19 protein-coding genes are annotated in these 23986 nt (G+C 51.8%); 9 read left to right on the forward strand and 10 right to left on the reverse strand.

Annotated features, from left to right (window positions below; genetic code table 11):
- Window positions 1–5: 5 nt before the first annotated feature.
- A complete protein-coding gene (gene asnS, locus EH228_RS03570) occupies window positions 6–1406 on the reverse strand; it encodes an asparagine--tRNA ligase (protein ID WP_152320309.1) in 1401 nt (466 codons plus the stop codon).
- Between the two features lie 178 nt (window positions 1407–1584).
- Window positions 1585–2790, reverse strand: a complete 1206-nt coding sequence (gene pncB / locus EH228_RS03575) for a nicotinate phosphoribosyltransferase (RefSeq protein WP_152320310.1) — start codon at window positions 2788–2790, stop codon at window positions 1585–1587.
- A 260-nt stretch (window positions 2791–3050) separates the two neighbouring features.
- Between pncB and pepN the strand changes: the two genes are divergently transcribed.
- Window positions 3051–5666 carry an aminopeptidase N gene (gene pepN / locus EH228_RS03580; protein WP_152320311.1) on the forward strand — a complete coding sequence of 872 codons (2616 nt, stop codon included), beginning with the start codon at window positions 3051–3053 and terminating at the stop codon, window positions 5664–5666.
- Between the two features lie 67 nt (window positions 5667–5733).
- On the opposite strand, the gene ssuB is transcribed toward pepN, so the two are convergent.
- From ssuB to ssuE, 5 genes are read right to left on the reverse strand one after another with little or no spacing between them, the layout of a single operon-like run.
- The gene (gene ssuB, locus EH228_RS03585) at window positions 5734–6522 is read right to left on the reverse strand and encodes an aliphatic sulfonates ABC transporter ATP-binding protein (protein WP_152320312.1); all 789 of its coding nucleotides are present in this window, start codon (window positions 6520–6522) and stop codon (window positions 5734–5736) included.
- Window positions 6519–7310 (reverse strand): aliphatic sulfonate ABC transporter permease SsuC, encoded by a 792-nt coding sequence (gene ssuC, locus EH228_RS03590; RefSeq protein ID WP_152320313.1) that lies wholly within the window; start codon window positions 7308–7310, stop codon window positions 6519–6521. The genes ssuB and ssuC overlap by 4 nt, the downstream gene beginning before the upstream one ends.
- Window positions 7311–7319: 9 nt before the next feature.
- The gene (ssuD, locus tag EH228_RS03595) at window positions 7320–8465 is read right to left on the reverse strand and encodes an FMNH2-dependent alkanesulfonate monooxygenase (protein WP_152320314.1); all 1146 of its coding nucleotides are present in this window, start codon (window positions 8463–8465) and stop codon (window positions 7320–7322) included.
- An 11-nt stretch (window positions 8466–8476) separates the two neighbouring features.
- Complete coding sequence (locus tag EH228_RS03600) at window positions 8477–9436, reverse strand: sulfonate ABC transporter substrate-binding protein (RefSeq protein WP_152320315.1); 960 nt, start codon at window positions 9434–9436, stop codon at window positions 8477–8479.
- A 10-nt stretch (window positions 9437–9446) separates the two neighbouring features.
- Window positions 9447–9998: an NADPH-dependent FMN reductase gene (gene ssuE / locus EH228_RS03605; protein ID WP_152320316.1), complete on the reverse strand. Its 552-nt coding sequence runs from the start codon at window positions 9996–9998 to the stop codon at window positions 9447–9449.
- A gap of 392 nt (window positions 9999–10390) precedes the next feature.
- Here ssuE and pyrD point away from each other — a divergent pair, with 392 nt between their 5' ends.
- Window positions 10391–11401 carry a quinone-dependent dihydroorotate dehydrogenase gene (gene pyrD, locus EH228_RS03610; protein ID WP_152320448.1) on the forward strand — a complete coding sequence of 337 codons (1011 nt, stop codon included), beginning with the start codon at window positions 10391–10393 and terminating at the stop codon, window positions 11399–11401.
- 174 nt (window positions 11402–11575) lie between these two features.
- Window positions 11576–12121 carry a cell division protein ZapC gene (locus tag EH228_RS03615; RefSeq protein ID WP_152320317.1) on the forward strand — a complete coding sequence of 182 codons (546 nt, stop codon included), beginning with the start codon at window positions 11576–11578 and terminating at the stop codon, window positions 12119–12121.
- A gap of 3 nt (window positions 12122–12124) precedes the next feature.
- Here EH228_RS03615 and EH228_RS03620 read toward each other — a convergent pair whose 3' ends face one another.
- Window positions 12125–13240: a YcbX family protein gene (locus EH228_RS03620; protein ID WP_152320318.1), complete on the reverse strand. Its 1116-nt coding sequence runs from the start codon at window positions 13238–13240 to the stop codon at window positions 12125–12127.
- A 157-nt stretch (window positions 13241–13397) separates the two neighbouring features.
- Between EH228_RS03620 and rlmKL the strand changes: the two genes are divergently transcribed.
- From rlmKL to rmf, 6 genes are all read left to right on the forward strand, one after another.
- Window positions 13398–15515: a bifunctional 23S rRNA (guanine(2069)-N(7))-methyltransferase RlmK/23S rRNA (guanine(2445)-N(2))-methyltransferase RlmL gene (gene rlmKL, locus EH228_RS03625; protein WP_152320319.1), complete on the forward strand. Its 2118-nt coding sequence runs from the start codon at window positions 13398–13400 to the stop codon at window positions 15513–15515.
- Window positions 15516–15520: 5 nt separating this feature from the next.
- A complete protein-coding gene (locus EH228_RS03630; RefSeq protein WP_152320320.1) occupies window positions 15521–17431 on the forward strand; it encodes an ABC transporter ATP-binding protein in 1911 nt (636 codons plus the stop codon).
- 14 nt (window positions 17432–17445) lie between these two features.
- Window positions 17446–18720: a membrane integrity-associated transporter subunit PqiA gene (gene pqiA, locus EH228_RS03635; protein ID WP_152320321.1), complete on the forward strand. Its 1275-nt coding sequence runs from the start codon at window positions 17446–17448 to the stop codon at window positions 18718–18720.
- Complete coding sequence (gene pqiB, locus EH228_RS03640) at window positions 18707–20350, forward strand: intermembrane transport protein PqiB (RefSeq protein WP_152320322.1); 1644 nt, start codon at window positions 18707–18709, stop codon at window positions 20348–20350. The genes pqiA and pqiB overlap by 14 nt, the downstream gene beginning before the upstream one ends.
- Window positions 20347–20919 (forward strand): membrane integrity-associated transporter subunit PqiC, encoded by a 573-nt coding sequence (gene pqiC / locus EH228_RS03645; protein WP_152320323.1) that lies wholly within the window; start codon window positions 20347–20349, stop codon window positions 20917–20919. The genes pqiB and pqiC overlap by 4 nt, the downstream gene beginning before the upstream one ends.
- A gap of 283 nt (window positions 20920–21202) precedes the next feature.
- The gene (gene rmf / locus EH228_RS03650; protein WP_152320449.1) at window positions 21203–21370 is read left to right on the forward strand and encodes a ribosome modulation factor; all 168 of its coding nucleotides are present in this window, start codon (window positions 21203–21205) and stop codon (window positions 21368–21370) included.
- A 134-nt stretch (window positions 21371–21504) separates the two neighbouring features.
- Here the strand turns inward: rmf and fabA are convergent, their stop codons facing one another.
- On the reverse strand, window positions 21505–22023 hold the full coding sequence (gene fabA / locus EH228_RS03655) for a bifunctional 3-hydroxydecanoyl-ACP dehydratase/trans-2-decenoyl-ACP isomerase (RefSeq protein WP_152320324.1): 519 nt from the start codon (window positions 22021–22023) through the stop codon (window positions 21505–21507).
- 67 nt (window positions 22024–22090) lie between these two features.
- Entirely contained in the window at window positions 22091–23845 is a 1755-nt protein-coding gene (locus tag EH228_RS03660; protein ID WP_152320325.1) for an AAA family ATPase, read from the reverse strand.
- Window positions 23846–23986: the final 141 nt, after the last annotated feature.

A 23986-nucleotide genomic window follows, 5' to 3' on the forward strand; every position in this document is an offset into this window, starting at 1 on the left:
AAAAATCAGAAACTGGCGTTACGTGGCGTACGAGGGAAAGCGATAACATCCCTTACATTTTGAATACCCGTGACATAGGCTATTAATCGTTCGAAACCTAATCCAAACCCGGAATGGGGTACCGTGCCATAGCGACGTAAATCGCGATACCAACTGTAATCTTCTTTATTCAGCCCCATTTCAGTCAGTCGGGCATCAAGCACGTCCAGTCGTTCTTCACGCTGTGAGCCACCGATGATTTCACCAATACCGGGGGCCAGCACATCCATTGCCGCGACGGTTTTGCCATCGTCGTTAAGGCGCATATAAAAGGCTTTAATATCCTTCGGATAGTTCTTCACCACCACGGGGGCTTTGAAGTGTTTTTCGGCCAGGTAACGCTCATGCTCGGAGGAAAGATCGATACCCCAGGAAACTGCATTTTCGAATTTTTCACCACACGCTTGCAGGATCTCAATGGCTTGTGTGTAATCCACCTGAGCAAAATCTGTGGTTACAAATTTTTTCAGGCGGGAAATCGCTTCTTTGTCTACGCGCTCAGCAAAGAAGGCCATATCATCGGCTCGTTCTTCCAGTACCGCTTTAAAGACGTACTTCAGCATCGCTTCGGCCAGGGCGGCATTGTCTTCCAGATCAGCGAAGGCCACTTCGGGTTCCAACATCCAGAATTCCGCAAGATGGCGGCTGGTATTGGAATTTTCAGCACGGAAGGTGGGACCGAAGGTGTAGATTTTTGAAATCGCACTGGCGTAAGTTTCACCGTTCAACTGTCCGGAAACAGTCAGGAAGGCTTCTTTACCAAAAAAGTCTTTATCAAAATCCACTTTTCCTTCCGGGGTACGCGGCAGGTTTTCCAAATCCAGCGTCGATACGCGGAACATTTCACCGGCGCCTTCTGTATCGGAGGCAGTGATCAGTGGGGTAGACACCCAAAAAAATCCCTGTTCATCAAAGAAGCGGTGCAATGCCTGGGCCAGCGTATGGCGAACGCGCGCGACGGCACCAATCAGGTTGGTACGTGGACGCAGGTGAGCCACTTCACGAAGATATTCAATACTGTGACGTTTGGCCGCCATGGGATAGGTATCAGGATCTTCAACCCAACCGACGACCTCAACGGTACTGGCCAGGATTTCATAATTTTGGCCTTCCCCCGGGGATTCAACCACTTTACCGGTAACCACTACCGAACAACCGGTGGTCAGGCGTAAGACTTCATTCTGATAATTATTCAGAGCATTATTGACGACAGCCTGAACGGGATTAAAGCAGGAACCGTCATATACGGTGATAAAGGAAATACCAGCTTTTGAATCTCTTCGGGTTCGTACCCAGCCGCGAACGGTGACTTCGCTGTCAACCGCGACCCGGCCGTGCAGTACATCCGCTACAGGCACAACGCTCATAAAAAGTCTCTCTATATTGAATCAGAATTAAGAAAAGTTACCCCATCTTTGAGGTATTGCTATGTTACTTGCCGACAAGCGAGACACAAGAAGAATTCGTGGTATTGCGGGAGAATTATTACGGGGTGGGGGGATAAAAAGTAGAGGGGGCGTTGGCGCGCCCCGCTCTTGTAAGCGACTAGCTGGCTTTTTTCACCAACGGCAAATCGAAAGCTTTGCGTAATGCACGGACGAACGCTTTGTCCTGACAGATGGTTTTTCCCGGGCTGTCGGAAAGTTTTGCCACGGGTTTGCCATTACATTCTACCAGTTTGATGACGATATTAAGGGGTTTGATCTGTGGAATATCACAGGTGAGACGGGTACCAATGCCAAAAATCACATCCGCACGTTGGCCAAAGTGGCGATACAGTTCTACCGCTTTATTCAGGTCCAGGTTATCGGAAAACACCAGCGTTTTACTCTGCGGATCGATTCCCAGTTTCAGGTAATGGGCGATCGCCTTTTCTCCCCATGCCACCGGATCGCCAGAGTCATGGCGCAGTCCCTGGTAACGGCTGGCAAAGTGCGGGCCAAAGTCGCGCAGGAATGCATCCATGGTGATACAGTCGGTCAGGGCAATTCCCAGACTGTATGGATATTCTTCCAGCCAGGCCTGCAGAGCGGCTCGCTGACTGTTAGCCAGCACCGGGCTTATCTGTTGATGGGCCTGGAACCATTCGTGTGCCTGGGTACCAACCGGAGCGATATGCAACCGACGGGCAAGATCATAGTTGCTTGAGCCAACCAGCCATGGGAATTCCTGTTGCAGTGTGCTGACAATCGCCATCTGTACATCGCGAGAGAAACGGCGGCGGGTACCAAAATCCATCAGCTTAAAGCGCGACATATCCAGACTGGCGGTCTGTCGTTCAAAGTCCGCCAGTTTATATCGCAGACGTTCAATGGCTTCTTCCGGCTGAACCTGGGGAGAACGGTGGCGATGAACTACTTCACTGATCAATGCCAGCAGCGGCACCTCCCACATGATCACTTCCAGCCAGGGCCCGGAAATACGGATATCCAGTTTGCCCTGGTTATTACGGACGCGAACCTGCGAGGGGTCATAGCGGAACTGAGCTAACCAATCCAGATAGTCCTGCTTAAAGAATGGGAGCCCCGCGAGGTAGTCGGATTCTTCTTTGCTGAGCGCCAGCGATTGCATTGAGGCAATCTGGCTAACAATTTCATCAGCGTAAATTCCCAGCAGGTCATCGCCTCTGCAGCGGAACTCCGCCACCACAGAAACCTGCTGGTAACGGTGGAACACCGCCTGTTGCATATGCAGCTTATAGGCGTCTGTATCCAACAATGTGGTCAGTATCGGGGAAGCATGTCGTGTCATGGTGCGTTTCAGCATCCTCTGGCGAAGAGCGTTACCCTGGTTCAAAAATGGATAAGACGCAGGAGTATAACGTGAATACTCATTTATTGAAGCTGATCACAACACAATTAAGTGGTTGGGGTCGAGGACAATCTGTGCGATTGTTAATGAAATGTATATTTTCAACGGAAGACCGGGGGCAAAGGTCATTCAGCGTGGCAACATTGCGCCAACAGGAATAGACTTGAAAAGTGAACTAATTATCGACGTGAGAAGGATTTATGACGCCATTGCCACAAGCCAAAAATCGCCATGATTATCGTGCGCCGGATTACACCATTACCGACATCGACCTGACATTCAATCTGGACGCCAGTACTACCCGGGTTACTGCGGTCAGCCGTATTAAGCGTTTAGGCGCTGCGGGTGCAGAATTGCGTCTTGATGGGGAAGATTTAACGCTGGTTTCTCTTGATATCGATGACCAGCCCTGGCCGCATTACCGGCTGGAAGAGGGGGCGCTAATCCTGGCGCAATTACCCGAGACGTTCACGATGAAAATCGTCAATGACATCCACCCGGATAAAAACACCGCGCTGGAAGGCCTGTATAAATCAGGTGAAGCGCTGTGTACCCAGTGTGAAGCGGAAGGTTTTCGTCATATCACCTGGTATCTTGATCGCCCTGATGTTTTGGCGCGCTTTACTACCACGATTATTGCTGAGCAAGCGCACTATCCTTATTTGTTGTCCAACGGTAACCGTATTGATGGCGGGCAGATGGCGGATGGTCGCCATTGGGTGAAGTGGCAAGATCCGTTCCCGAAACCGTGTTATTTGTTTGCGCTGGTGGCGGGCGATTTTGATGTGCTGCGCGACCGCTTTAAAACCCGCTCCGGTCGAGAGGTCGCGCTGGAGATTTTTGTTGATCGCGGCAATTTGGATCGTGCCGACTGGGCAATGACTTCGCTGAAAAACAGTATGAAGTGGGATGAAGAGCGTTTTGGCCTCGAATACGATCTGGATATTTTTATGATCGTCGCGGTGGATTTCTTCAACATGGGCGCGATGGAAAATAAAGGACTGAATGTTTTCAACTCGAAGTATGTGTTGGCGAAGGCTGAAACGGCCACGGATAAAGACTATCTGGGTATTGAAGCGGTTATCGGGCATGAATATTTCCACAACTGGACCGGTAACCGTGTGACTTGCCGCGACTGGTTCCAGTTGAGTCTGAAAGAAGGGCTGACGGTGTTCCGTGACCAGGAATTCAGTTCCGATCTTGGTTCGCGGGCGGTTAATCGTATTAATAACGTGCGCGTGATGCGCGGCGCGCAGTTCGCGGAAGATGCCAGCCCGATGGCGCATCCGATCCGTCCTGAACAGGTTATTGAGATGAATAATTTCTATACCCTGACGGTGTATGAAAAAGGATCCGAAGTCATCCGCATGATGCACACGCTGTTGGGCGAAGAAAACTTCCAGAAGGGGATGCAGCTCTATTTTGAGCGTCACGACGGCAGCGCGGCGACCTGCGATGATTTCGTGCAGGCGATGGAAGATGCTTCTAACGTCGATCTGTCGCAGTTCCGTCGTTGGTACAGTCAGTCTGGTACGCCTGTGCTGTCAGTGCATGATGATTATAATCCGGAGCGGGAACAGTATACCCTCCATGTGACGCAGATGACGCCACCTACCGCCGATCAGCAAGAGAAACTCCCGTTGCATATTCCACTGGATATTGAGCTGTATGATGGCGAAGGCAAGGTCATCCCGTTGCAGCACAATGGGCATCCGGTTCACCATGTGCTCAATGTCACGGAAGAGCGTCAGAGTTTCGTATTTGACAACGTCTACGCCAAACCAGTGCCGTCTTTATTACGCGAGTTCTCCGCACCGGTGAAGCTGGAATATAACTGGAGTGACGCACAGTTAACCTTCCTGATGCGCCATGCCCGTAATGACTTCTCTCGCTGGGATGCGGCACAAAGCCTGATGGCAACCTATATTAAGCTGAATGTCGCTCGTCAACAGCAGGGACAAGCGCTATCCCTGCCGTTGCATGTGGTCGATGCTTTCCGTGCGGTACTGCTGGAAGAGAACAGCGATCCCGCGTTGATGGCGTTGATCCTGTCGGTGCCGGGTGAAAACGAAATCGCTGAGCTGTTTGACATTATTGATCCGCAGGCGATCGCCGAGGTACGTGAATCACTGGTGCGCCTGTTGGCAAGTGAGCTGGCTGATGAATGGCAGGCAGTCTACCATGCTAATCATTCGGCTGATTACCGAGTTGAACATGCGGAGATTGGTCAGCGCGCGTTGAAAAACGTTTGCCTAGGTTATCTGGCTTTTGCTGACGCCGCACAGGCCGATAAACTGGTTAAAACCCAGTTCGGGCAGGCCAACAACATGACCGATTCGCTCGCGGCGATGGCGGCGGCCGTGGCGGCACAACTGCCATGTCGTGATGCCCTGCTGACCGCCTTTGACGAGCGTTGGCACCAGGATGGCCTGGTGATGGATAAGTGGTTTACCTTGCAGGCAACCAGCCCGGCGGCTGATGTGCTGAGCCGTGTACGCGCCTTGCTTAATCACCGTTCGTTCACCCTGAGCAACCCAAACCGTATCCGCTCGCTGATTGGCGCGTTTGCATCTGCTAATCCGTCGGCTTTCCATGCCGCTGATGGCAGCGGTTATCAGTTCCTTGTCGAAATACTGACCGATCTTAACACGCGCAATCCCCAGGTTGCCGCGCGGATGATTGAGCCGCTGATCCGTCTGAAACGTTATGACGCAGGACGTCAGGCGCTGATGCGAAAAGCGCTGGAACAGTTACAGGGGCTGGATAAATTGTCCGGGGACTTGTATGAGAAGATAACCAAGGCGCTGAATGCCTGAGTGATAGGGTCACGGAGTTAAAAAAGGAGGGAGACGAGATCAGTTTTCGTCTTCCCCTCCTTTTTTTCTAACGCTGCCCGTAACGTTTTTGTACTTCTACCGGAGAACGTTTCATTACCCGATCCAGCACTTCGGCTTCCAGTTCCGCCAGGTGCACCGAGCCTTTTCGCCGGGGACGGGGCAGATCGACCATTAAATCCAGCCCGATATTTCCCTCTTCAATCAATAATACGCGGTCAGCCATCACTACGGCTTCGCTGACATCGTGCGTCACCAACAGCACGGTAAAGTGATGTTGTTGCCACAGCGATTCAATCAAATCCTGCATTTCGATCCGGGTTAACGCATCCAACGCGCCCAGAGGTTCATCCAGTAATAGCAGGCCAGGACGATGGATCAGCGCACGAGCCAGCGCCACACGCTGTTTTTGTCCTCCCGACAGCGCCGCTGGCCACTCTTTGGCTCTTTCTGCCAGCCCCACGGCTTTCAGGGCCTCCATGGCAGCGTCTTTCCATGTCCGGCCTTTCAGTCCCAGTCCGACATTATCAATCACGCTTTTCCAGGGGAGCAGACGATCATCCTGAAACATCAGACGGGTATCCTCCTGGGCTTCGCTCAGGGGACCGTTACCCGCCAATAGTTCGCCTGAAGTGGTTTTTTCCAGCCCTGCCAGCAGGCGCAACAAGGTACTCTTTCCGCAACCGCTGCGACCGACTACCGCGACAAACTGGCCGGAAGGAATATGCAGGTTGATGTTGTTTAGTACGGTACGCCCTTTGTACTGTTTGCTGACGCCGTTGACGACCAGAGGCGTACCCGTATTGAGGCGCGCCGGTGACGGAGTGATTTCGCTCATACGTTTTCCTCTTTGAGTTGATAAGCCGGATGCCAGCGCAACCAGACGCGTTCCAGTAATTGCGCGCTGACGTCAGCCAGTTTACCGAGTAGGGCATAAAGAATGATGGCGACCACAACCACATCCGTTTGCAGAAATTCACGGGCATTCATGGCCAGATAGCCGATGCCGGAATTCGCTGAAATTGTTTCAGCCACGATCAGCGTCAGCCACATCAGTCCCAGCGCGAACCGCACACCGACCATGATGGATGGCAGCGCACCGGGCAGAATCACCTGAATAAACAAGCTCCAGCCGGAAAGACCATAGCTGCGGGCCATCTCCACCAGACCACGATCAATATTGCGGATACCATGATAGGTATTGAGGTAGATAGGGAACAGTGTCCCCAGCGCGACCAGGAATATTTTGGCCGACTCATCAATGCCGAACCATAAAATAACCAGTGGGATCAGTGCCAGATGCGGTATGTTACGCAACATTTGCACTGAGGTATCCAGCAGACGCTCGCCGAGGCGGGACATGCCGGTGATCAGACCAAGGATCAGGCCAACCGAGCCGCCGATTGTAAAGCCGACGGCGGCACGCCAACTGCTGATGGCCAGATGCTGCCAGAGTTCGCCGCTGACGCACAGACTCCAGAACGTCACCACAATAGCTTTAGGCGAGGGCAGGATCCGCGTTGAGAGCCAACCGGTTTGCGAAGCGATTTGCCAGACTACCACCAGGAGCACCGGTAGCGCCCACGGTAGCAACTGATTGCCAATGCGCTGTAATGGTTTGTTCATGGATGCCTCTTAACTCTGCGATACTTTTTGAGGAACGAAGTCATGTGCGACAGCTTCACCGTGGGCGGTGATGGCACTGGGCTGCGGGATCTTCGGCACTTCCAGATCCAGATGCGGGAACAGGAGTTCACCGACGCGGTACGCTTCTTCAAGATGTGGATAGCCGGAAAGAATAAAGGTATCAATACCCAGATCGGCATATTCCTGCATCCTTGCCGCTACGGTTTCGCCGTCGCCGACCAACGCGGTACCGGCACCACCACGCACCAGACCCACACCCGCCCACAGGTTCGGACTGATGACCAGCTTGTCACGGCGACCGCCGTGCAGCGCGGCCATCCGTTGCTGGCCGACAGAATCCGTTCGGGCCAGTGCTGCCTGGGCTTTGGCAATGGTGGCATCGTCAAGATGTGAAATCAGACGGTCAGCAGCACGCCAGGCCTCTTCACTGGTTTCCCGTACGATCACGTGCAGACGAATGCCAAATTTAACTTTACGCCCCTGCGCGGCTGCTTTTGCGCGAACCTGTTCAATTTTCTCTTTTACCTGTGCCGGGGGTTCACCCCAGGTCAGATAGACATCTACCTGTTCAGCGGCCAGATCCTGAGCGGATTCCGATGAACCGCCAAACCACAGGGGGGGACGGGGTTGTTGCACGGGTTTAAACATCAGACGCGCTCCGCGAACCTGCACATACTTCCCTTCATAATCGACAGTTTCACCTTCCAGCACCCGACGCCAGATACGGGTAAACTCAGCCGACTCGACGTAACGTTCACGGTGATCGAGAAATACGCCATCACCGGCCAGTTCTTCTGCATCGCCACCGGTGACCAGATTGAATAGCGTCCGACCATTGGAGAGACGATCCAGCGTAGCGGCCTGCCTTGCCGCCTGAGTTGGGGAGATGACGCCAGGGCGTAACGCCACCAGAAAACGCAGACGCTGAGTGACCGGGATCAGTGACGCCGCAACCAGCCACGCATCTTCACATGAGCGTCCAGTTGGAATGAGTACTCCGCCAAAGCCCAGGCGATCAGCGGCCTGAGCGATTTGCTGTAAGTAGCCATGATCGACCGGACGGGCGCCTTCAGCCGTGCCTAAATAGTGGCCGTCACCATGGGTGGGCAGAAACCAGAAAACGGAAAGGCTCATAATACAACTCCTCAAAGTGTGGACGGTGTGTCATGCCAGATACGGCTGGCAACATCGATTTTTACCGGCATCAAATGATTGGCATAAAACAGATCTGCGGTTTGTTGCTGCTGTTTCGCTGTTTTTTCACTGACCGGAGTGATAGTGGTCGGTGGGCGATGATCCAGATAACTGGCTATCACCGGTTTTGGCAGCCCCATCGCCAGGGAAAGTAGCGCGATACTGTTATTGCGGTCGCTGATGGTCAGGGCATCTGCCTGGCTGAATGTCTGCAAGACCTGAGTAATAAAGGCGCCATTGGCCTGGGTAAAAGGCCGGGTGGCGAGATAGAAAGAGCCGGTCTGATGCAACTGGCTACCATCGGTTAAGACCCGCACGCCTCCTTGCAGTAACGCGGCAGAATAATAAGGGTCCCAGATTGCCCAGGCATCCACATCGCCTTGTTGGAAGGCGGCACGAGCATCCGCAGGTGTCAGGTAAGCTGGCTGAATATCACTAAACTTCAGTCCCGCGTTCTGCAACGCTCGTAACAGCAGGTTGTGTGAACTGGAACCTTTCTGGAAGGCGACTTTGTGACCTTTGAGGTCCGCCACGGTTTTAATTGGACTGTTTTTGGCGACCAGAATCACTTCGGCTTTGGGCTGCGGCGGTTCGGAGCCGACATACAGCAGGTCTGCGCCGGCGGCCTGGGCAAAAATAGGTGGAATATCGCCTGTACTGCCCAAATCGATGCTGTTCACATTCAGCGCTTCAAGCATTTGCGGACCCGCTGGGAATTCAACCCATTTGATTTGGGTCTGTGGGAAGCGTTTTTCCAGCAAATGATGTGCGCGAGCCAATACCATACCGACAGAACCTTTCTGATAACCAATGCGGAAAATGTTGGGCGCGGCAGTCTCCGTAGCAAATGCGGTGCTGGTCAGAATACTGCTGAGGATCAGCGCCATAACTAAACGTGAAAACAGGTGCATGGTGTATTCCTCAAACCACGGCGGCGAGTGGCTGGCGTCGGCGGGCCAGCGCATGCCAGAAAGTATCCACTGATTCGGCAATACGCGCAGCCAGCACTGGCGAGAGCTCAGGCTGGCGATCATAATTCGTAATTTGCGGGTCCTCGGCAAAGACGCCGTGTAACACTTCCTGCGCTTTAAGTGCGTTCAACACTGGCTTCAGGGCGTAATCAACGGCCAGCATATGCGCGATCGTGCCGCCCGTCGCCAGTGGCAATACGACTTTATGTTCAAGCGCACGCTCAGGCAGTAGATCAAGAAGCGTTTTCAGCGCACCGGAGAAGGAGGCTTTATAAACCGGAGTGGCGATAATCAGCCCATCGGCGACGGCCAGATCTTCTTTCAGTGCCAACAGCGCGGGAGAATCGAAACGGGCATAAAGGAGATCTTCAGGATGAAAATTATGCAGATTCCACGGAATGACCTCGGCACCACGCTGTTCAAGGGCCTGCTGGCAAAGGCTGAGCAAGGCTGCGGAACGTGAAGGATAGCGAGGGCTCCCCGCCAGCGTAATAACGCGCATCACTACTCCTTATAACTAAAAGTTATTGATTAAGCTTATTTCTGGAAGAATAACGCTATCCTGACAGAGGGAACGGGGAGGCTTAAATGATTTTTCTGGCATAGATAAGTCAATTGCTGAATAAAGAACAGAATGGCCGGTAGATTGGGGCAAATCCCTTGATGAGGGTTTAAACAATTTACTTTCCGTTCAAAGGACTTTACCATTTTCCCTCGCGCCTGCAGCGTCACTGCGCCCGCCTGGTTTCGCCGGTGCTGTCCCACATAAGTATTGGACATAATAAAGATGGGGCAGATTGTTCACAGACGGATAACGCAGTTTTCAGGGTTTATATCGCAAGATATCGACTGTTAGTCCTTTCCCGGCCCGGGAACCTCGGGCATTCAGGAGCGATCATGTATAACCTGGTTCGTAAAGCGCTGTTTCAGCTTGATGCTGAGCGTGCGCATGAACTGACTCTTCAGCAGTTGCAGAGGGTGATCGGTACGCCGTTCATTCACCTGATCCGCCAATCCCTTCCTTTTAAGCCAGTTACCTGTATGGGGTTGACCTTTAAAAATGCCCTTGGTCTGGCTGCGGGGTTGGATAAAAATGGCGAGTGTATCGATGCTTTCGGCGCGATGGGTTTTGGTTTTATTGAAATTGGCACGGTGACGCCTCGTCCGCAGCCGGGCAATGATAAACCCAGACTCTTTCGCGTACTGGAAGCGGAGGGCATCATTAACCGGATGGGATTTAATAATCTCGGTGTGGATCGACTGGTTGAAAATGTCAAAAAATCTCAATTCGACGGTGTGACAGGGATTAATATTGGTAAAAATAAGGACACGCCGGTGGAGCAGGGCAAGGATGATTATTTAGCCTGCATGGATAAAATTTATCCCTACGCCGGTTATATTGCGATCAATATTTCCTCGCCTAACACGCCGGGATTACGGACATTACAATATGGTGAGGCGCTGGATGATCTTCTACTGGCGGTAAAAAACAGGCAGAAGGATCTTGCCACGATCCATAATAAATATGTTCCGCTGGCGGTAAAGATCGCGCCGGATCTTTCAGAAGAAGAATTGATCCAAATTGCCGACAGTTTAGTCCGCCATAATATTGATGGGGTGATAGCCACCAATACCACACTCGATCGTTCGCTGGTTAGCGGTTTAAAATATAGCAATGAGACGGGGGGATTAAGTGGCCGCCCTCTGCAGTCGCGCAGTACTGAAGTCATTCGCCGTTTGTCTCAGGAACTACAGGGACGCCTGCCCATTATTGGTGTTGGTGGAATTGATTCTCTGATTTCCGCACGAGAAAAAGTTGCCGCAGGAGCTTCTTTGGTACAAATATATTCTGGTTTTATTTACCAGGGTCCGCCATTGATTAAAGAAATCGTGACTCATCTCTAGGTCAATTCTGACTTAAATATGCCAGGGGCTTTATTTTCGCCTCTGGCTCGTTTATATTTTACTCTGTATTAAACATATTCAGTCTATTTAGAGATTGCGGGATTAATGTTGTAGGTTAACCAACCCGTTAACATCGATAATAGCGATTCTTCATTTATCATTACAGGACACATCATGAGGATTAAACCTGACGATAGCTGGCGCTGGTTTTTTGATGCCGAACATGATCGCATGATGCTGGATCTGGCCGACGGTATGCTATTTCGCTCACGTTTTTCGCGTAAGATGCTGACTCCAGATGCTTTTGATCCTTCAGGATTTTGTGTTGATGACGCGGCGCTATTCTTTACTTTTGAAGAGAAGTGCCGCCGCTGTGAATTAAATGCTGACCAGCGAGCAGAACTGGTACTCAATGCGCTGGTGGCCAGTCGCTTCCTTAAGCCACTGATGCCGAAAAGCTGGCATTTTGAGAGTCACGGTCAGGGAAACTGGCAGCCGACCGATGGTGAGCTGGTGTCGGTTCGCTTGTGTGAAAGCGGTGAAGAGGCGAGGTTGTTGGTGGTTGAGACAGGAGAAAGTGCCGCGCTTTGTCTACTGGCTCAACCGCAGTTGACGCTGGCCGGGCGAGCTATGCAACTGGGTGACGCGATCAAGGTGATGCATGATCGTTTGTTGCCGCACGCTCAGCAACAAAATCAGGCTTTCGCCCGGGCTGTCTGAAGGCTAGCCTCCGCTCAGCTGTAGATGGCTTGCTGGAACACAACTGCAACTGAGAATGGTGCCATCCTCTCGCACTGCGCCTTTCTTCAATGGACGCACCTCGCCGGAGAGCAGCTTAACCCGGCAACGGCCACAAATCCCGGCACGGCAGGAATAGGGGATGCGGTAATCCGCCATCTCCAGTTGTTCCAGTAGTACTTGTTGATTGTTACCCTTGAAAGTCTCACCCTGCCAACTGATTGCTATCTCCTCTTGCGCACGGGCATCCACCTCAAGAGGCTCTACCGACTTGCTGGCGCCGTAAGGGCGAGGCGGCTTGCTGGCAAGGATCTGCAACTCATCGCCCACTCGCAGTATCCCGCTGTTACGGGCGATCAAATTCATGCCGAAATCGATATCGCCGCTGTCATCCTGTGCGGTACGGAATGTCTGTAACGTACTCAGCGGTTCTCCTCTGGGATGCCTGCGTCCCCCTTCAGGACTGACAGTGGTGAAAATACAACGGCTACAGGGCTTTGGCACATCGAACAGGATCTCGCCAATCTGTACTGTTGACCAACTGTCTTCTGCCCAGGCTGCGGCTCCGGCCACCACCAGATTAGGGCGGAACTGCTCCAGTTTAATCCCGGCGGGACAGCGCTGACGCAGATCATAGAGCGAAGCTTCGTTAATCAGCAGGAAAGGAAAACCATCAGCAAATCCCAGTGGAATGTGCTCAAAGTGTTTAACCCGCCGCGTCATTTCATGGCCCACCCAGCGTAATTGTACCGGTCGGGGAAAGAAACTGCTCAGCCAGTCATTAATGGCAACAGGGGCTATCTGCGCGGTAAATTGATTTCCCCAGACTTCTGTCGGCGCCGCCTCTGGCTGGAAATCATCAAAACGCACCGTTGCTGAGCTGCCATCTGGCGCGGCAAGAAACAAACCATCCGGGATCACCGCCGGTGTGAACAGCACCATTTCTGAGTATTGACGCGCAGTTATAAAGGTACCATCCAGCTCAGTTATCATAAAAACCCGGTCAAACGCCAGTCCACTCTCCCGTGCCTGCGCATGAGAAACCTGGGTTCCACGCATTGATTTCACGGGATGAATAAACAGACGTGACAGACTAATCATCAAAGTCTCCGGGCTTAATAGCCAGTAAGTAAGGGACAAAAGGGCGGCGTCAGAGCAGAATACAATCGGAGCGCTGACGAAAAGAAGCTAACTTTATGACATGCGTCTGTGATTAGCTATAATGCGCAACAATTTTCTGAAGACGATAAGTGGCGTTATGAATTCTCTGTTTGCCAGTACGGCGCGTGGGCTCGAAGAGCTGTTAAAAAGTGAGCTGGAAGCGATGGGCGCTCAGGCCTGTCAGATAGTCCAGGGCGGCGTACATTACGAGGGTGACGATCGTCTGATGTACCAGAGCCTGATGTGGAGCCGTCTGGCTTCCCGTATTCTGCTGCCGCTGACAGAATGCGGCGTTTATAGTGACCTGGATCTGTATCTGGGCGTACAGGCTATCGACTGGCCGGCGATATTTAGCAGTGATAAAACCTTCGCCGTGCATTTCAGTGGTCTGAATGAAGTGATCCGTAACAGTCAGTACGGCGCGCTAAAGGTGAAGGACGCTATCGTTGACAGTTTTATCCGGAAAAATCTGCCGCGTCCGGATGTGGACCGCGAGCAGCCGGATATTCGGATCAACGTCTGGCTGAATAATGATCAGGCCAGCATCGCGCTGGACTTGAGTGGCGAAGGATTACATCAGCGCGGCTACCGTCAGCAGACCGGGGAGGCTCCGCTGAAAGAGAACCTGGCCGCAGCCATCGTTTTGCGCTCAGGCTGGCAGTCAGGTACGCCGCTGATCGATCCCATGTGTGGTTCGGGGACACTGTTGATCGAAGCTGCGATGATTACCACCGATCGTGCCCCGGGTCTGCATCGTCATCACTGGGGCTTTACCGCCTGGAACAAGTTTGACCCGATGCTGTGGCGTGAAGTGACCACTGAAGCGCAGGAACGTGCCCGTCGTGGTTTGCAAGAAACAACCTCGCGCTTTTATGGTTATGACCATGATTCTCGAGTCATTGACCGTGCCCGCGTCAACGCCCGCAAAGCCGGTCTGGCTGAGATTATCCGTTTTACCGCGCAGGATGTGCTGAAGCTGAGTAATCCGCTGTCGGACGGCGTCACCGGCACCGTGTTGAGTAATCCCCCTTATGGCGAGCGTCTGGAAAGCGAACCGGCGCTGATTGCGCTGTACAGCCAGCTTGGGCGTATTATGAAACAGCATTTCGGCGGCTGGAATTTGTCGCTGTTCAGTGCGTCTCCTGAATTGCTGAGTTGCCTGCAATTACGGGCTGACCGTCAGTTCAAGGCTAAAAACGGCCCGTTGGATTGTGTGCAGAAAAACTATCGGTTGGCGGTTAACGCGGCATCCGGTACTCAGGGTCAGATTGCGGAAGATTATGCCAACCGTCTGCGCAAGAACCTGAAAAAGCTGGAGAAATGGGCCCGCCAGGAAGGAATTGAATGCTACCGTCTGTACGATGCCGATTTGCCGGATTACAACGTTGCTGTTGACCGTTACGGCGAATGGATCGTGGTGCAGGAGTATGCCCCGCCGAAAATGATTGACGCGGGCAAGGCCCGCCAGCGCTTGTTTGATGTGATAGCTGCTACGTTGAGCGTCCTGAATCTGCCGGCTAACCGACTGGTGTTGAAAACCCGTGAGCGGCAGAAGGGCAAAAGTCAGTATCAGAAACTGGCTGAGAAGGGCGATTTCTTTGCCGTATCTGAATTTAATGCCAAATTGTGGGTTAACCTGACGGATTATTTGGATACCGGTTTGTTCCTTGATCACCGTATCGCCCGCAAAATGCTGGGGCAGATGAGTAAAGGGAAGGATTTTCTCAACCTGTTTGCCTATACCGGCAGCGCCAGCGTACATGCAGGTCTGGGAGGCGCGCGTACTACCACCACGGTGGATATGTCCCGCACTTATCTGGAGTGGGCAGAGCGTAACCTGCGGCTGAATGGGTTGACTGGGCGCCAGCATCGTTTGTTGCAGGCCGACTGTCTGAGCTGGTTGCGCGAGTCGAATGAGCAGTTCGACCTGATCTTTATCGATCCGCCTACCTTTTCTAACTCCAGACGGATGGAAGAGAGCTTCGATGTACAGCGCGATCACCTGCTGTTGATGAAAGATCTGAAAAGGCTGCTGCGTAAAGGCGGTACTATTATGTTTTCTAACAATAAACGCGGTTTCAAAATGGACCACGACGGGCTGACCAGCTTGAATCTTGCTGCGCAGGAAATCACCACCAAAACTCAGTCGCAGGATTTTGCCCGTAACCGTCAAATTCATAACTGCTGGCTGATTACTCACGCCAGTAAAGGATAAGTTTTATGTCATTGATCAGTATTCATGGGGCTTACCTGTCATTCAGCGATGCGCCGTTATTGGATAACACCGAACTGCATATCGAAGAAAATGAACGAGTTTGTCTGGTAGGCCGTAACGGCGCGGGTAAATCCACGCTGATGAAAATCATCAATCGTGAGTTACCGTTGGACGATGGTCGCATCATTTATGAGCAGGACCTGGTGGTGGCGCGCCTGCAACAGGATCCACCGCGTAATGTGGTGGGATCCGTTTATGACTTCGTGGCTGAGGGCGTGGAAGAGCAGGCTGAGTATCTGAAAGCCTATCATGCTATTTCTCATCAGGTGATGACGGATCCGAGCGATAAAAACCTGAATGAGATGGCGCGTCTGCAGGGCATTTTGGATCATCAGAATCTGTGGCAGTTGGAAACGCGCATTCAGGATGTTCTGAAACAGATTGGTCTGGATGGCGATGCGGCGCTCTCATCACTGTCGGGCGGGTGGTTGCGTAAAGCAGCATTGGGCAGGGCGCTGGTCAGTAATCCGCGAGTACTGATGCTGGATGAACCAACCAACCACCTGGACATTGAAACTATCGACTGGCTGGAAGGGTTTCTGAAAACGTTCCAGGGCAGCATCATCTTTATTTCCCATGACCGCTCGTTTATCCGCAATATGGCGACGCGTATTGTTGATCTTGACCGCGGTAAGCTGGTTTCCTGGCCAGGAAATTATGATCAGTATTTGCTGGGCAAAGAAGAAGCGCTGCGTGTGGAAGAGATGCAAAACGCAGAGTTCGATCGCAAGCTGGCGCAGGAAGAAGTGTGGATACGTCAAGGGATCAAAGCCCGTCGTACCCGCAATGAGGGACGCGTCCGTGCGCTGAAGGCTTTACGCCGGGAGCGTTCTGAGCGCCGGGAGGTGATGGGTAAAGCCAACATGCAGGTGGAAGAGGCCAGCCGCTCGGGCAAAATTGTCTTTGAGCTGGAAAACGTCAGCTATCGTATCGGCGAGAAACAACTGGTTCGTCACTTTACAGCTCAGGTTCAGCGTGGTGATAAGATTGCCCTGATTGGTCCGAACGGTTGTGGTAAAACCACGTTGTTGAAGTTGATGCTTGATCAATTGAAAGCGGACAGTGGCCGTGTTCATATTGGTACCAAGCTGGACGTCGCCTATTTTGATCAACACCGTGCTGAACTCGATCCCGACCGGACGGTAATGGATAATCTCGCTGAAGGTAAGCAGGAAGTGATGGTCAATGGGAAGCCACGTCATGTATTGGGCTATCTGCAGGAATTCCTGTTCCATCCCAAGCGGGCGATGACGCCAGTACGAGCCTTATCCGGGGGTGAACGTAATCGCCTGCTATTGGCTCGTTTGTTCCTGAAGCCAAGTAATTTATTGATCCTCGATGAACCGACCAACGATCTGGATGTAGAAACGTTGGAACTGCTGGAAGAATTGATTGACGGTTATCAGGGGACGGTACTGTTGGTCAGCCACGATCGTCAATTTGTTGATAACACCGTGACTGAATGCTGGATTTTCGACGGTAACGGTGAGATCGGGGCGTTTGTTGGCGGCTACCATGATGCGCAGTTGCAGCGTGCAGCTTATAAGCAGAATCGTTCAGTGGGAAAGGCCAGTGACAGTGCTGTTCGTCAGGAAAGTGTAAAAAGCGATCCGGCGAAGCGTCCAACTGGCAAGATAAGTTATAATCTGCAGCGCGAATTGGAGCAGTTGCCAGAGAAAATGGAGGCGTTGGAAGCTCAGCTTGCCTCGTTACAGGCTAAAGTAGCAGATGCTGACTTCTTCAGTCAGTCCCATGCGGTGACACAGCCGGTGTTGGATGCGATGGCGCAGGCAGAGCAAGATTTGGACGTCGCGTTTGAGCGCTGGGAATATCTGGAATCGCTGAAGAACGGTTAATATTGAGGTAATTTATGTGTTCATCGCACCAGGCCTGTCAATGGATGCTTTGCCCGCAGTGTGACTTGATGACACAGTTGCCGGACCTGAAGCCGGGCACAAAGGCCAATTGTCCGCGCTGTGAAACTACGCTGACAACGAATTGGCAAGAGCCGCAGAGGCGGCCTACCGGTTATGCGTTGGCGGCGTTATTTATGCTGGTTCTGGCTAACCTGTTCCCTTTTGTCAACATGCATGTCGCGGGATTAAGCAGTGAAATCACGCTGATGCGTATCCCTCAGGTGATGATATCTGAGAATTATAGTAGCCTGGCGACGTTGTTTCTGCTGTTTGTACAGGCGGTGCCCGCAGTCTGTATGGTGGTTATCCTGCTGTTGATCAATCCGGTCAGCTTGCCGTTGCCATTAAAGCGCAGTATGGCTCGGGTATTGTTTCAGCTTAAAAGTTGGGGAATGGCGGAAATCTTTCTCGCTGGGGTGCTGGTCAGTTTTGTGAAGCTGATGGCTTATGGTGACATCGGCATCGGTACCAGTTTTATTCCCTGGTGCCTCTTTTGCCTGTTGCAATTGCGAGCGTTCCAGTGTGTCGATCGTCGTTGGCTGTGGGGACATATTGCGCCGGTTCCGGCATTACCTGCCCGTCCTATCCCGGCAATCAGTGGTATTCAGCAAGGTATGCGTTCCTGCGGCTGTTGTACCGCTGTGTTGGCGGCAGACCAGTTTACCTGTCCACGCTGCGGTACGGGGGGCTATGTTCGTCGTCGTAATAGTCTGCAGTGGACGATGGCTCTATTGCTGACGTCCTTTCTGCTCTATATCCCGGCTAATCTGCTGCCTATTATGGTGACAGAAGCGCTGGGGAATAAGATTACCTCGACGATCATGGCGGGTGTGGTGCTCTTATGGAGCGATGGATCATACCCAGTGGCCCTGGTTATCTTTATCGCCAGTATTATGGTGCCCTCGCTGAAAATGCTGGCGATTGTCTGGCTGTGTTGGGATGCTAACGGTAAAAGCAAGCCGTATCAGGACAGTGAAAGGATGCATAAAATCTATGAAGTGGTGGAGTTTGTCGGTCGCTGGTCGATGATTGATGTCTTTGTTATTGCTGTGTTGTCTGCACTGGTACGAATGGGGCAGCTAATGAGTATTTATCCCGCAACCGGGGCGTTACTGTTTGCTGTGGTGGTCATTCTGACCATGTTTGCCGCCATGACATTCGACCCCCGTCTCACCTGGGATCGTGTCCGTGAAAAGAGTCTTGAGGAGCCGAGCATTGAAGGAAAATAATCACGGTGTGGCGACGGTTGATCAAATCAAACGCTGGTCACCCGTCTGGATCATTCCCATTATCACTGTGCTGATCGGTGCATGGATTCTGTTTTACCATTTTAGCCATCAAGGGCCAGAGGTGACGCTGATTACGACCAACGCGGAAGGTATTGTGGAGGGGAAAACCACCATAAAAAGCCGTAGTGTGGATGTTGGCGTAGTGGAAAGCGCGGTGTTGACTGACGATCTTCATCATGTGGAGGTCAAAGCGCGTCTGAATTCCGGTATGGAAAAGCTATTGAAGGGCGACAGTGCTTTTTGGGTCGTTAAACCCACCATTGGTCGTGGCGGTGTGAGTGGATTGGGAACCTTGCTTTCCGGCGCTTATATTGAACTGCAGCCAGGAAATAAAGGCGCTAAACCAGGACATTACAACCTACTGGACGCACCACCGCTCGCGCCACCTGATGCGAAAGGAATCAGGATTATATTGGACAGTAATCGGGCCGGTCAGTTAACCCCCGGTGATCCCGTACTGTTCCGGGGTTATCGAGTGGGGTCTGTGGAAACCAGTGACTTTGACGCCGATAAGCGCATGATGACTTATCAGCTGTTTATTACCTCGCCTTATGATCGGTTAGTCACCACCAATGTGCGTTTCTGGAAAGACAGCGGCATTGCCGTGAATATGTCGGCTTCGGGTATGCGTGTTGAGATGGGATCGCTCACCACGTTATTCAGCGGTGGTGTCAGCTTTGACGTACCGGACGGCTGGGGGCTGGGGCAGTTGGCACAGAATAAAGCTGAATACAAGTTATTCGACGATCAACGTAGTATTCAGGACTCATTGTACACCGTACATAAAGATTTCCTGCTGTTTTTTAATGATTCTATCCGCGGTCTGCAGGCAGGCGCACCGGTCGAGTTCCGGGGCATTCGCCTGGGAACGGTTGCTCAGGTTCCGTATCAATCGAAAGAGATAGCGCAGCATTTGAATAGCGACTATCGCATTCCTGTCCTGATCCGTATTGAACCTGATCGTTTTGACAGTATGCTGAATAAGGATTTCAATATCGATCGTCACCTGGAAGACGGCATTAAAGCTGGCTTGCGCGCATCGCTGAAATCAGCCAATTTGCTGACTGGTTCGTTGTACATCGACTTGGATTTCTATGACGATGCTAAACCGTATACCGGGCCGTCTGCCTTTGCTGGCTATACGTTGATACCGACCACAAATGGCGGTTTGGCGCAGATCCAGCAGAAGCTGGTGACGACACTGGATAAGATTAACAATCTGCCGTTGAATCCGATGATCGATCAGGCGACGGGAACCTTGAGAGAGAGCCAGAGTACACTGCGCGAACTGCAGAAAACGCTGGATAACATCAATCAGATAACCGGAAGCCAGTCGATGAAACAGTTGCCGCAGGATATGCAACAAACCCTACGTGAGCTGAATAGCAGCATGAAAGCTTTCCAACCTGGCTCGCCAGCGTATAACCGCATGGTGGGTAATATGCAGCGGCTTGATCAAGTATTGCGTGAGTTGCAGCCGGTACTGAAAACGCTGAATAGTAAGAGCAATGCATTGGTGTTTGAAGCGAAACCCGGACAGGATCCACAGCCGAAGAGGGCGAAACAATGATGAAATGGATACCCATTGTGCTGACGCTGGCGTTGACGGCCTGTAGCGGTAGTACCTCCAAAACGACTTACTATCAGCTCCCCGCGGCGGAGAAGAGTGCCGCGGCGGTGGTCAGTAGTACAGATACGTTACGTCCTGCTGTGTTTGTGCAGCAGGTCTCTGTTCCCGATTATCTGGCTGGCAACGGACTGGTTTATCAGAGTAGTGATGTGAAGTATGTCATTGCCAGTAACCACCTTTGGGCCAGTCCGCTTGATCAACAACTGCAGCAGACGCTGGTGGCGAATTTGAGTGCGGCGTTGCCGGGTTGGCTGGTTTCCGGTTCGCCATTAGGTGCCCAACAGGATACGCTGAACGTCAACGTGACCGGTTTCCAGGGACGTTATGATGGTCAGGTGGTGATCAGCGGTGACTGGGTACTGGAGCATCAGGGGCAGATTTTGAAACATTCCTTTGCCTTGACGTTGCCGCAGGCGGAGGATGGCTACGATGCGTTAGTGAGAACACTGGCTAAAGGATGGCAGCAGGAAGCGCAACAAATAGCTGATGCGATCCGCAGTAAAAATTAAAAGAAATTAATCTATAACGCTAACCCCTTGATTGTTGCAAAATCAGATTTTTGCGCGGTCATGGGGTTTTTTTTTGCTTTACAGCGGTTTATTTGTCTTTTTTCGGTTTTTTCAGGCGAGAATTTCCCCTCATTTTCTCATGGTAATATGACATTGGCGTGAAATTTGCGGATTGATTTCTGCTGCTGATGGCGCTAAAAATTAAAGTGTGGTTGCAAATAAAGCAATCACTGATTTCTTTCCACCAGATTCCACCTGACCTGAAGAGGGGATTGCAGGCATGATGAAGAGACAGAAACGAGATCGACTCGAACGGGCACATTCCAGAGGCTACCAGGCTGGTCTTACCGGACGCTCGAAAGAAATGTGTCCCTATCAAATGATAGACGCGAGGTCTCACTGGTTGGGAGGCTGGCGACAAGCCATGGAGGACAGGACGGTTAGTGTATAACCCGATTGTCCACGTCATATAACCTGAATACCCACGTTCGTAAAACGGGAACGATATGTTTGTGGAACGGGGAACTTCAGGTTTTAAAAGGAAGAACCTCCGCAGACGCGGAGGTTTCCGTTTTAGAAATGGGGCTAAAACGCAGCAGTATCTTTAAACAGGCCCACTTTCAGATCGGTCGCGGTATAGATAACCTGGCCGTCTACCAGCACTTCACCGTCAGCCACACCCATCACCAGCTTGCGATTAATCACACGCTTGAAGTGAATACGATAAGAAACTTTTTTCGCGGTGGGTAAAACCTGACCAGTGAATTTCACTTCACCCACGCCCAGAGCCCGGCCTTTACCTTCAGCACCTAACCAGCCAAGGTAGAAACCTACCAATTGCCACATGGCATCCAGCCCCAGACAACCCGGCATTACCGGGTCGCCGATAAAATGACAGTCAAAGAACCACAGATCTGGATGAATATCCAGTTCAGCTTCGACGAAACCTTTACCGTAGTTACCGCCGTCTTCGGTCATTTTCACTACGCGGTCCATCATCAACATGCTTCCAGAAGGTAACGGTGGACCTTCGGCGCCAAACAGTTCACCGCGACCAGAGGCAATGAGGTCTTCTTTTGTATAGGATTCGCGTTTATCTACCATGTTCTCAATAAGCCTTATTTTAATGAATCACCAAGGTTAGCTAACCAAAGTAAGCTGAACAAATCGATCAGCTCCGGTTGAACCAGTTAAACCAGCGCAGCAGCCACGGACGCTGACGCCCGTCATGCTGATTAATTTGTGCAATACGTTCCTGTATCGTTCGTCGCAGGCAAGGTGCATTTTCTTTTTCCCATTCTGCACCGGTGAGCAACGGCAGGGCTTCATCCACGTTGCTGACCGCCCAAATAGTGAATTTTCCTTCACGTACGGCATCTACCACTTCCTGCTGTAGCGAGAGATGACGCACGTTAGCGGTCGGGATAATTACCCCCTGGTTGCCAGTCAGATTACGTTGGTTACAGATATGGAAAAAGCCTTCAATTTTCTCATTCAAGCCGCCAACGGGTTGCACTCGGCCAAACTGATCAACCGAACCGGTCACGGCAATTTGCTGATTGACAGGTTGGCCCGACAGGGCGCTGATCAGCGCACAAAGCTCAGCAAGAGAGGCGCTGTCGCCATCCACTTCAGAGTACGACTGTTCGAAGACCAGCGAAGCGGAGAAGGGCAACTGCTGTTCCAGTTCCAGTTCTGAAATCAACCAGGCCTGCATGATCATCATACCTTTTGCATGGATATTGCCACCCAGTTCGGCTTTACGTTCCACATCTGTGAATTCGCCGTCACCGACATGTACCACACAGCTAATACGGGAAGGTTCACCAAATGCACGTGGATGACCAGGGAATTCAATCACCGAAAGGGCATTGATCTGACCGACCATTTCCCCTTCGGTTTCAATCAAAATTTGATCGAGCAGAATTTCATCGCGTACGCGTTCGGCCAGGAAACCCTCTCGCCACTCGCGAGTCTCAAGCGCACTTTGCAGATGTTCACCACCGAGGTTTTCATCCGGGCTGTACATCGCCGCATCCTGCAATTGGTGGGTAATCCATGCAGGACAAAGTGGCAGGGTATCCTGATCTCCGGTATAACGGACGGCTTCACGGATCAGCACTGGCCAAAAGTCATCAGCAATCGCTTTGATATTCTCGCTGTTGGCCAGAGTACGGATCCATTTAATCCACAGACCGAATGCTTCATTGTCAACAATTTGAATGTTTTCTTCAAATTCAGAATAAAGCGCCTTGCTGGCCAGCTCGGGCTCCATCTCCTGGAAGTCAGCCAACGCATCGCGCTCACCAGCCAGTACCAGGCGGAATTGTAACGGCATGGAGGGCACCGTTACCGGTAATGGTCGGGATTCATCCGGAGAATACCAGTCAAATTGCTGAGTAGTAAGAATTTTTCTGAGTCGCAACCACAATAAAGGTTGTGCCAGCAGGGTACGAAGGGAGAGGATCAACGTGCCGCCGTTGGCCTGATGGACTAACCCGGGTTGCAGTGTAAGGGTATTATTATACTGCCGGAGGCAGCCGAACAGCTGTTCGGCCTCAATCCAGTCCGCGTGCTGAATACCGCCGACACTGGCGAAATTGTCCTGCTCTGATTCCGCAGGGCGCCAGCTGATTGACATGCCGTCAATCAGGTAATGACCGCCATAGAGTTCCGTTTCATCCGTTGCTGCAATACCGCTCAGCACTTTCTGTAGCAAAGTCTGGTATTCAACGTCTTCAGCCATCTTTACCAGCATCAGAGGTAATTTAGCCGGTGTTTGCAGCAGTAAATTCAGTCCGTTAAACAGACGGGATTGTATTGCGGCAAAGCAACTGGAATCATCTTCAGGTAGCTGAGAAAAAAGAGGCTGAACGCTGCTGGTATCGGGCTGTAGGGCGCGCCATTCGAGTCGGTTGTTGGTCAAAGTTATCGTAATTTTCTGAAATGAGTAAAAGCGGCATTATACAAGATTTCAGCCTGTTAAGCACCGTAGACATGCACTTCGCTATGAGTAGATATTAGGGTTGTAGTGACAACTTCGTTTTCTATGCGGCAGCGCTAAAAA

The sequence above is a fragment of the Erwinia endophytica genome, assembly GCF_009295515.1.
Classification (GTDB): domain Bacteria; phylum Pseudomonadota; class Gammaproteobacteria; order Enterobacterales; family Enterobacteriaceae; genus Erwinia; species Erwinia endophytica.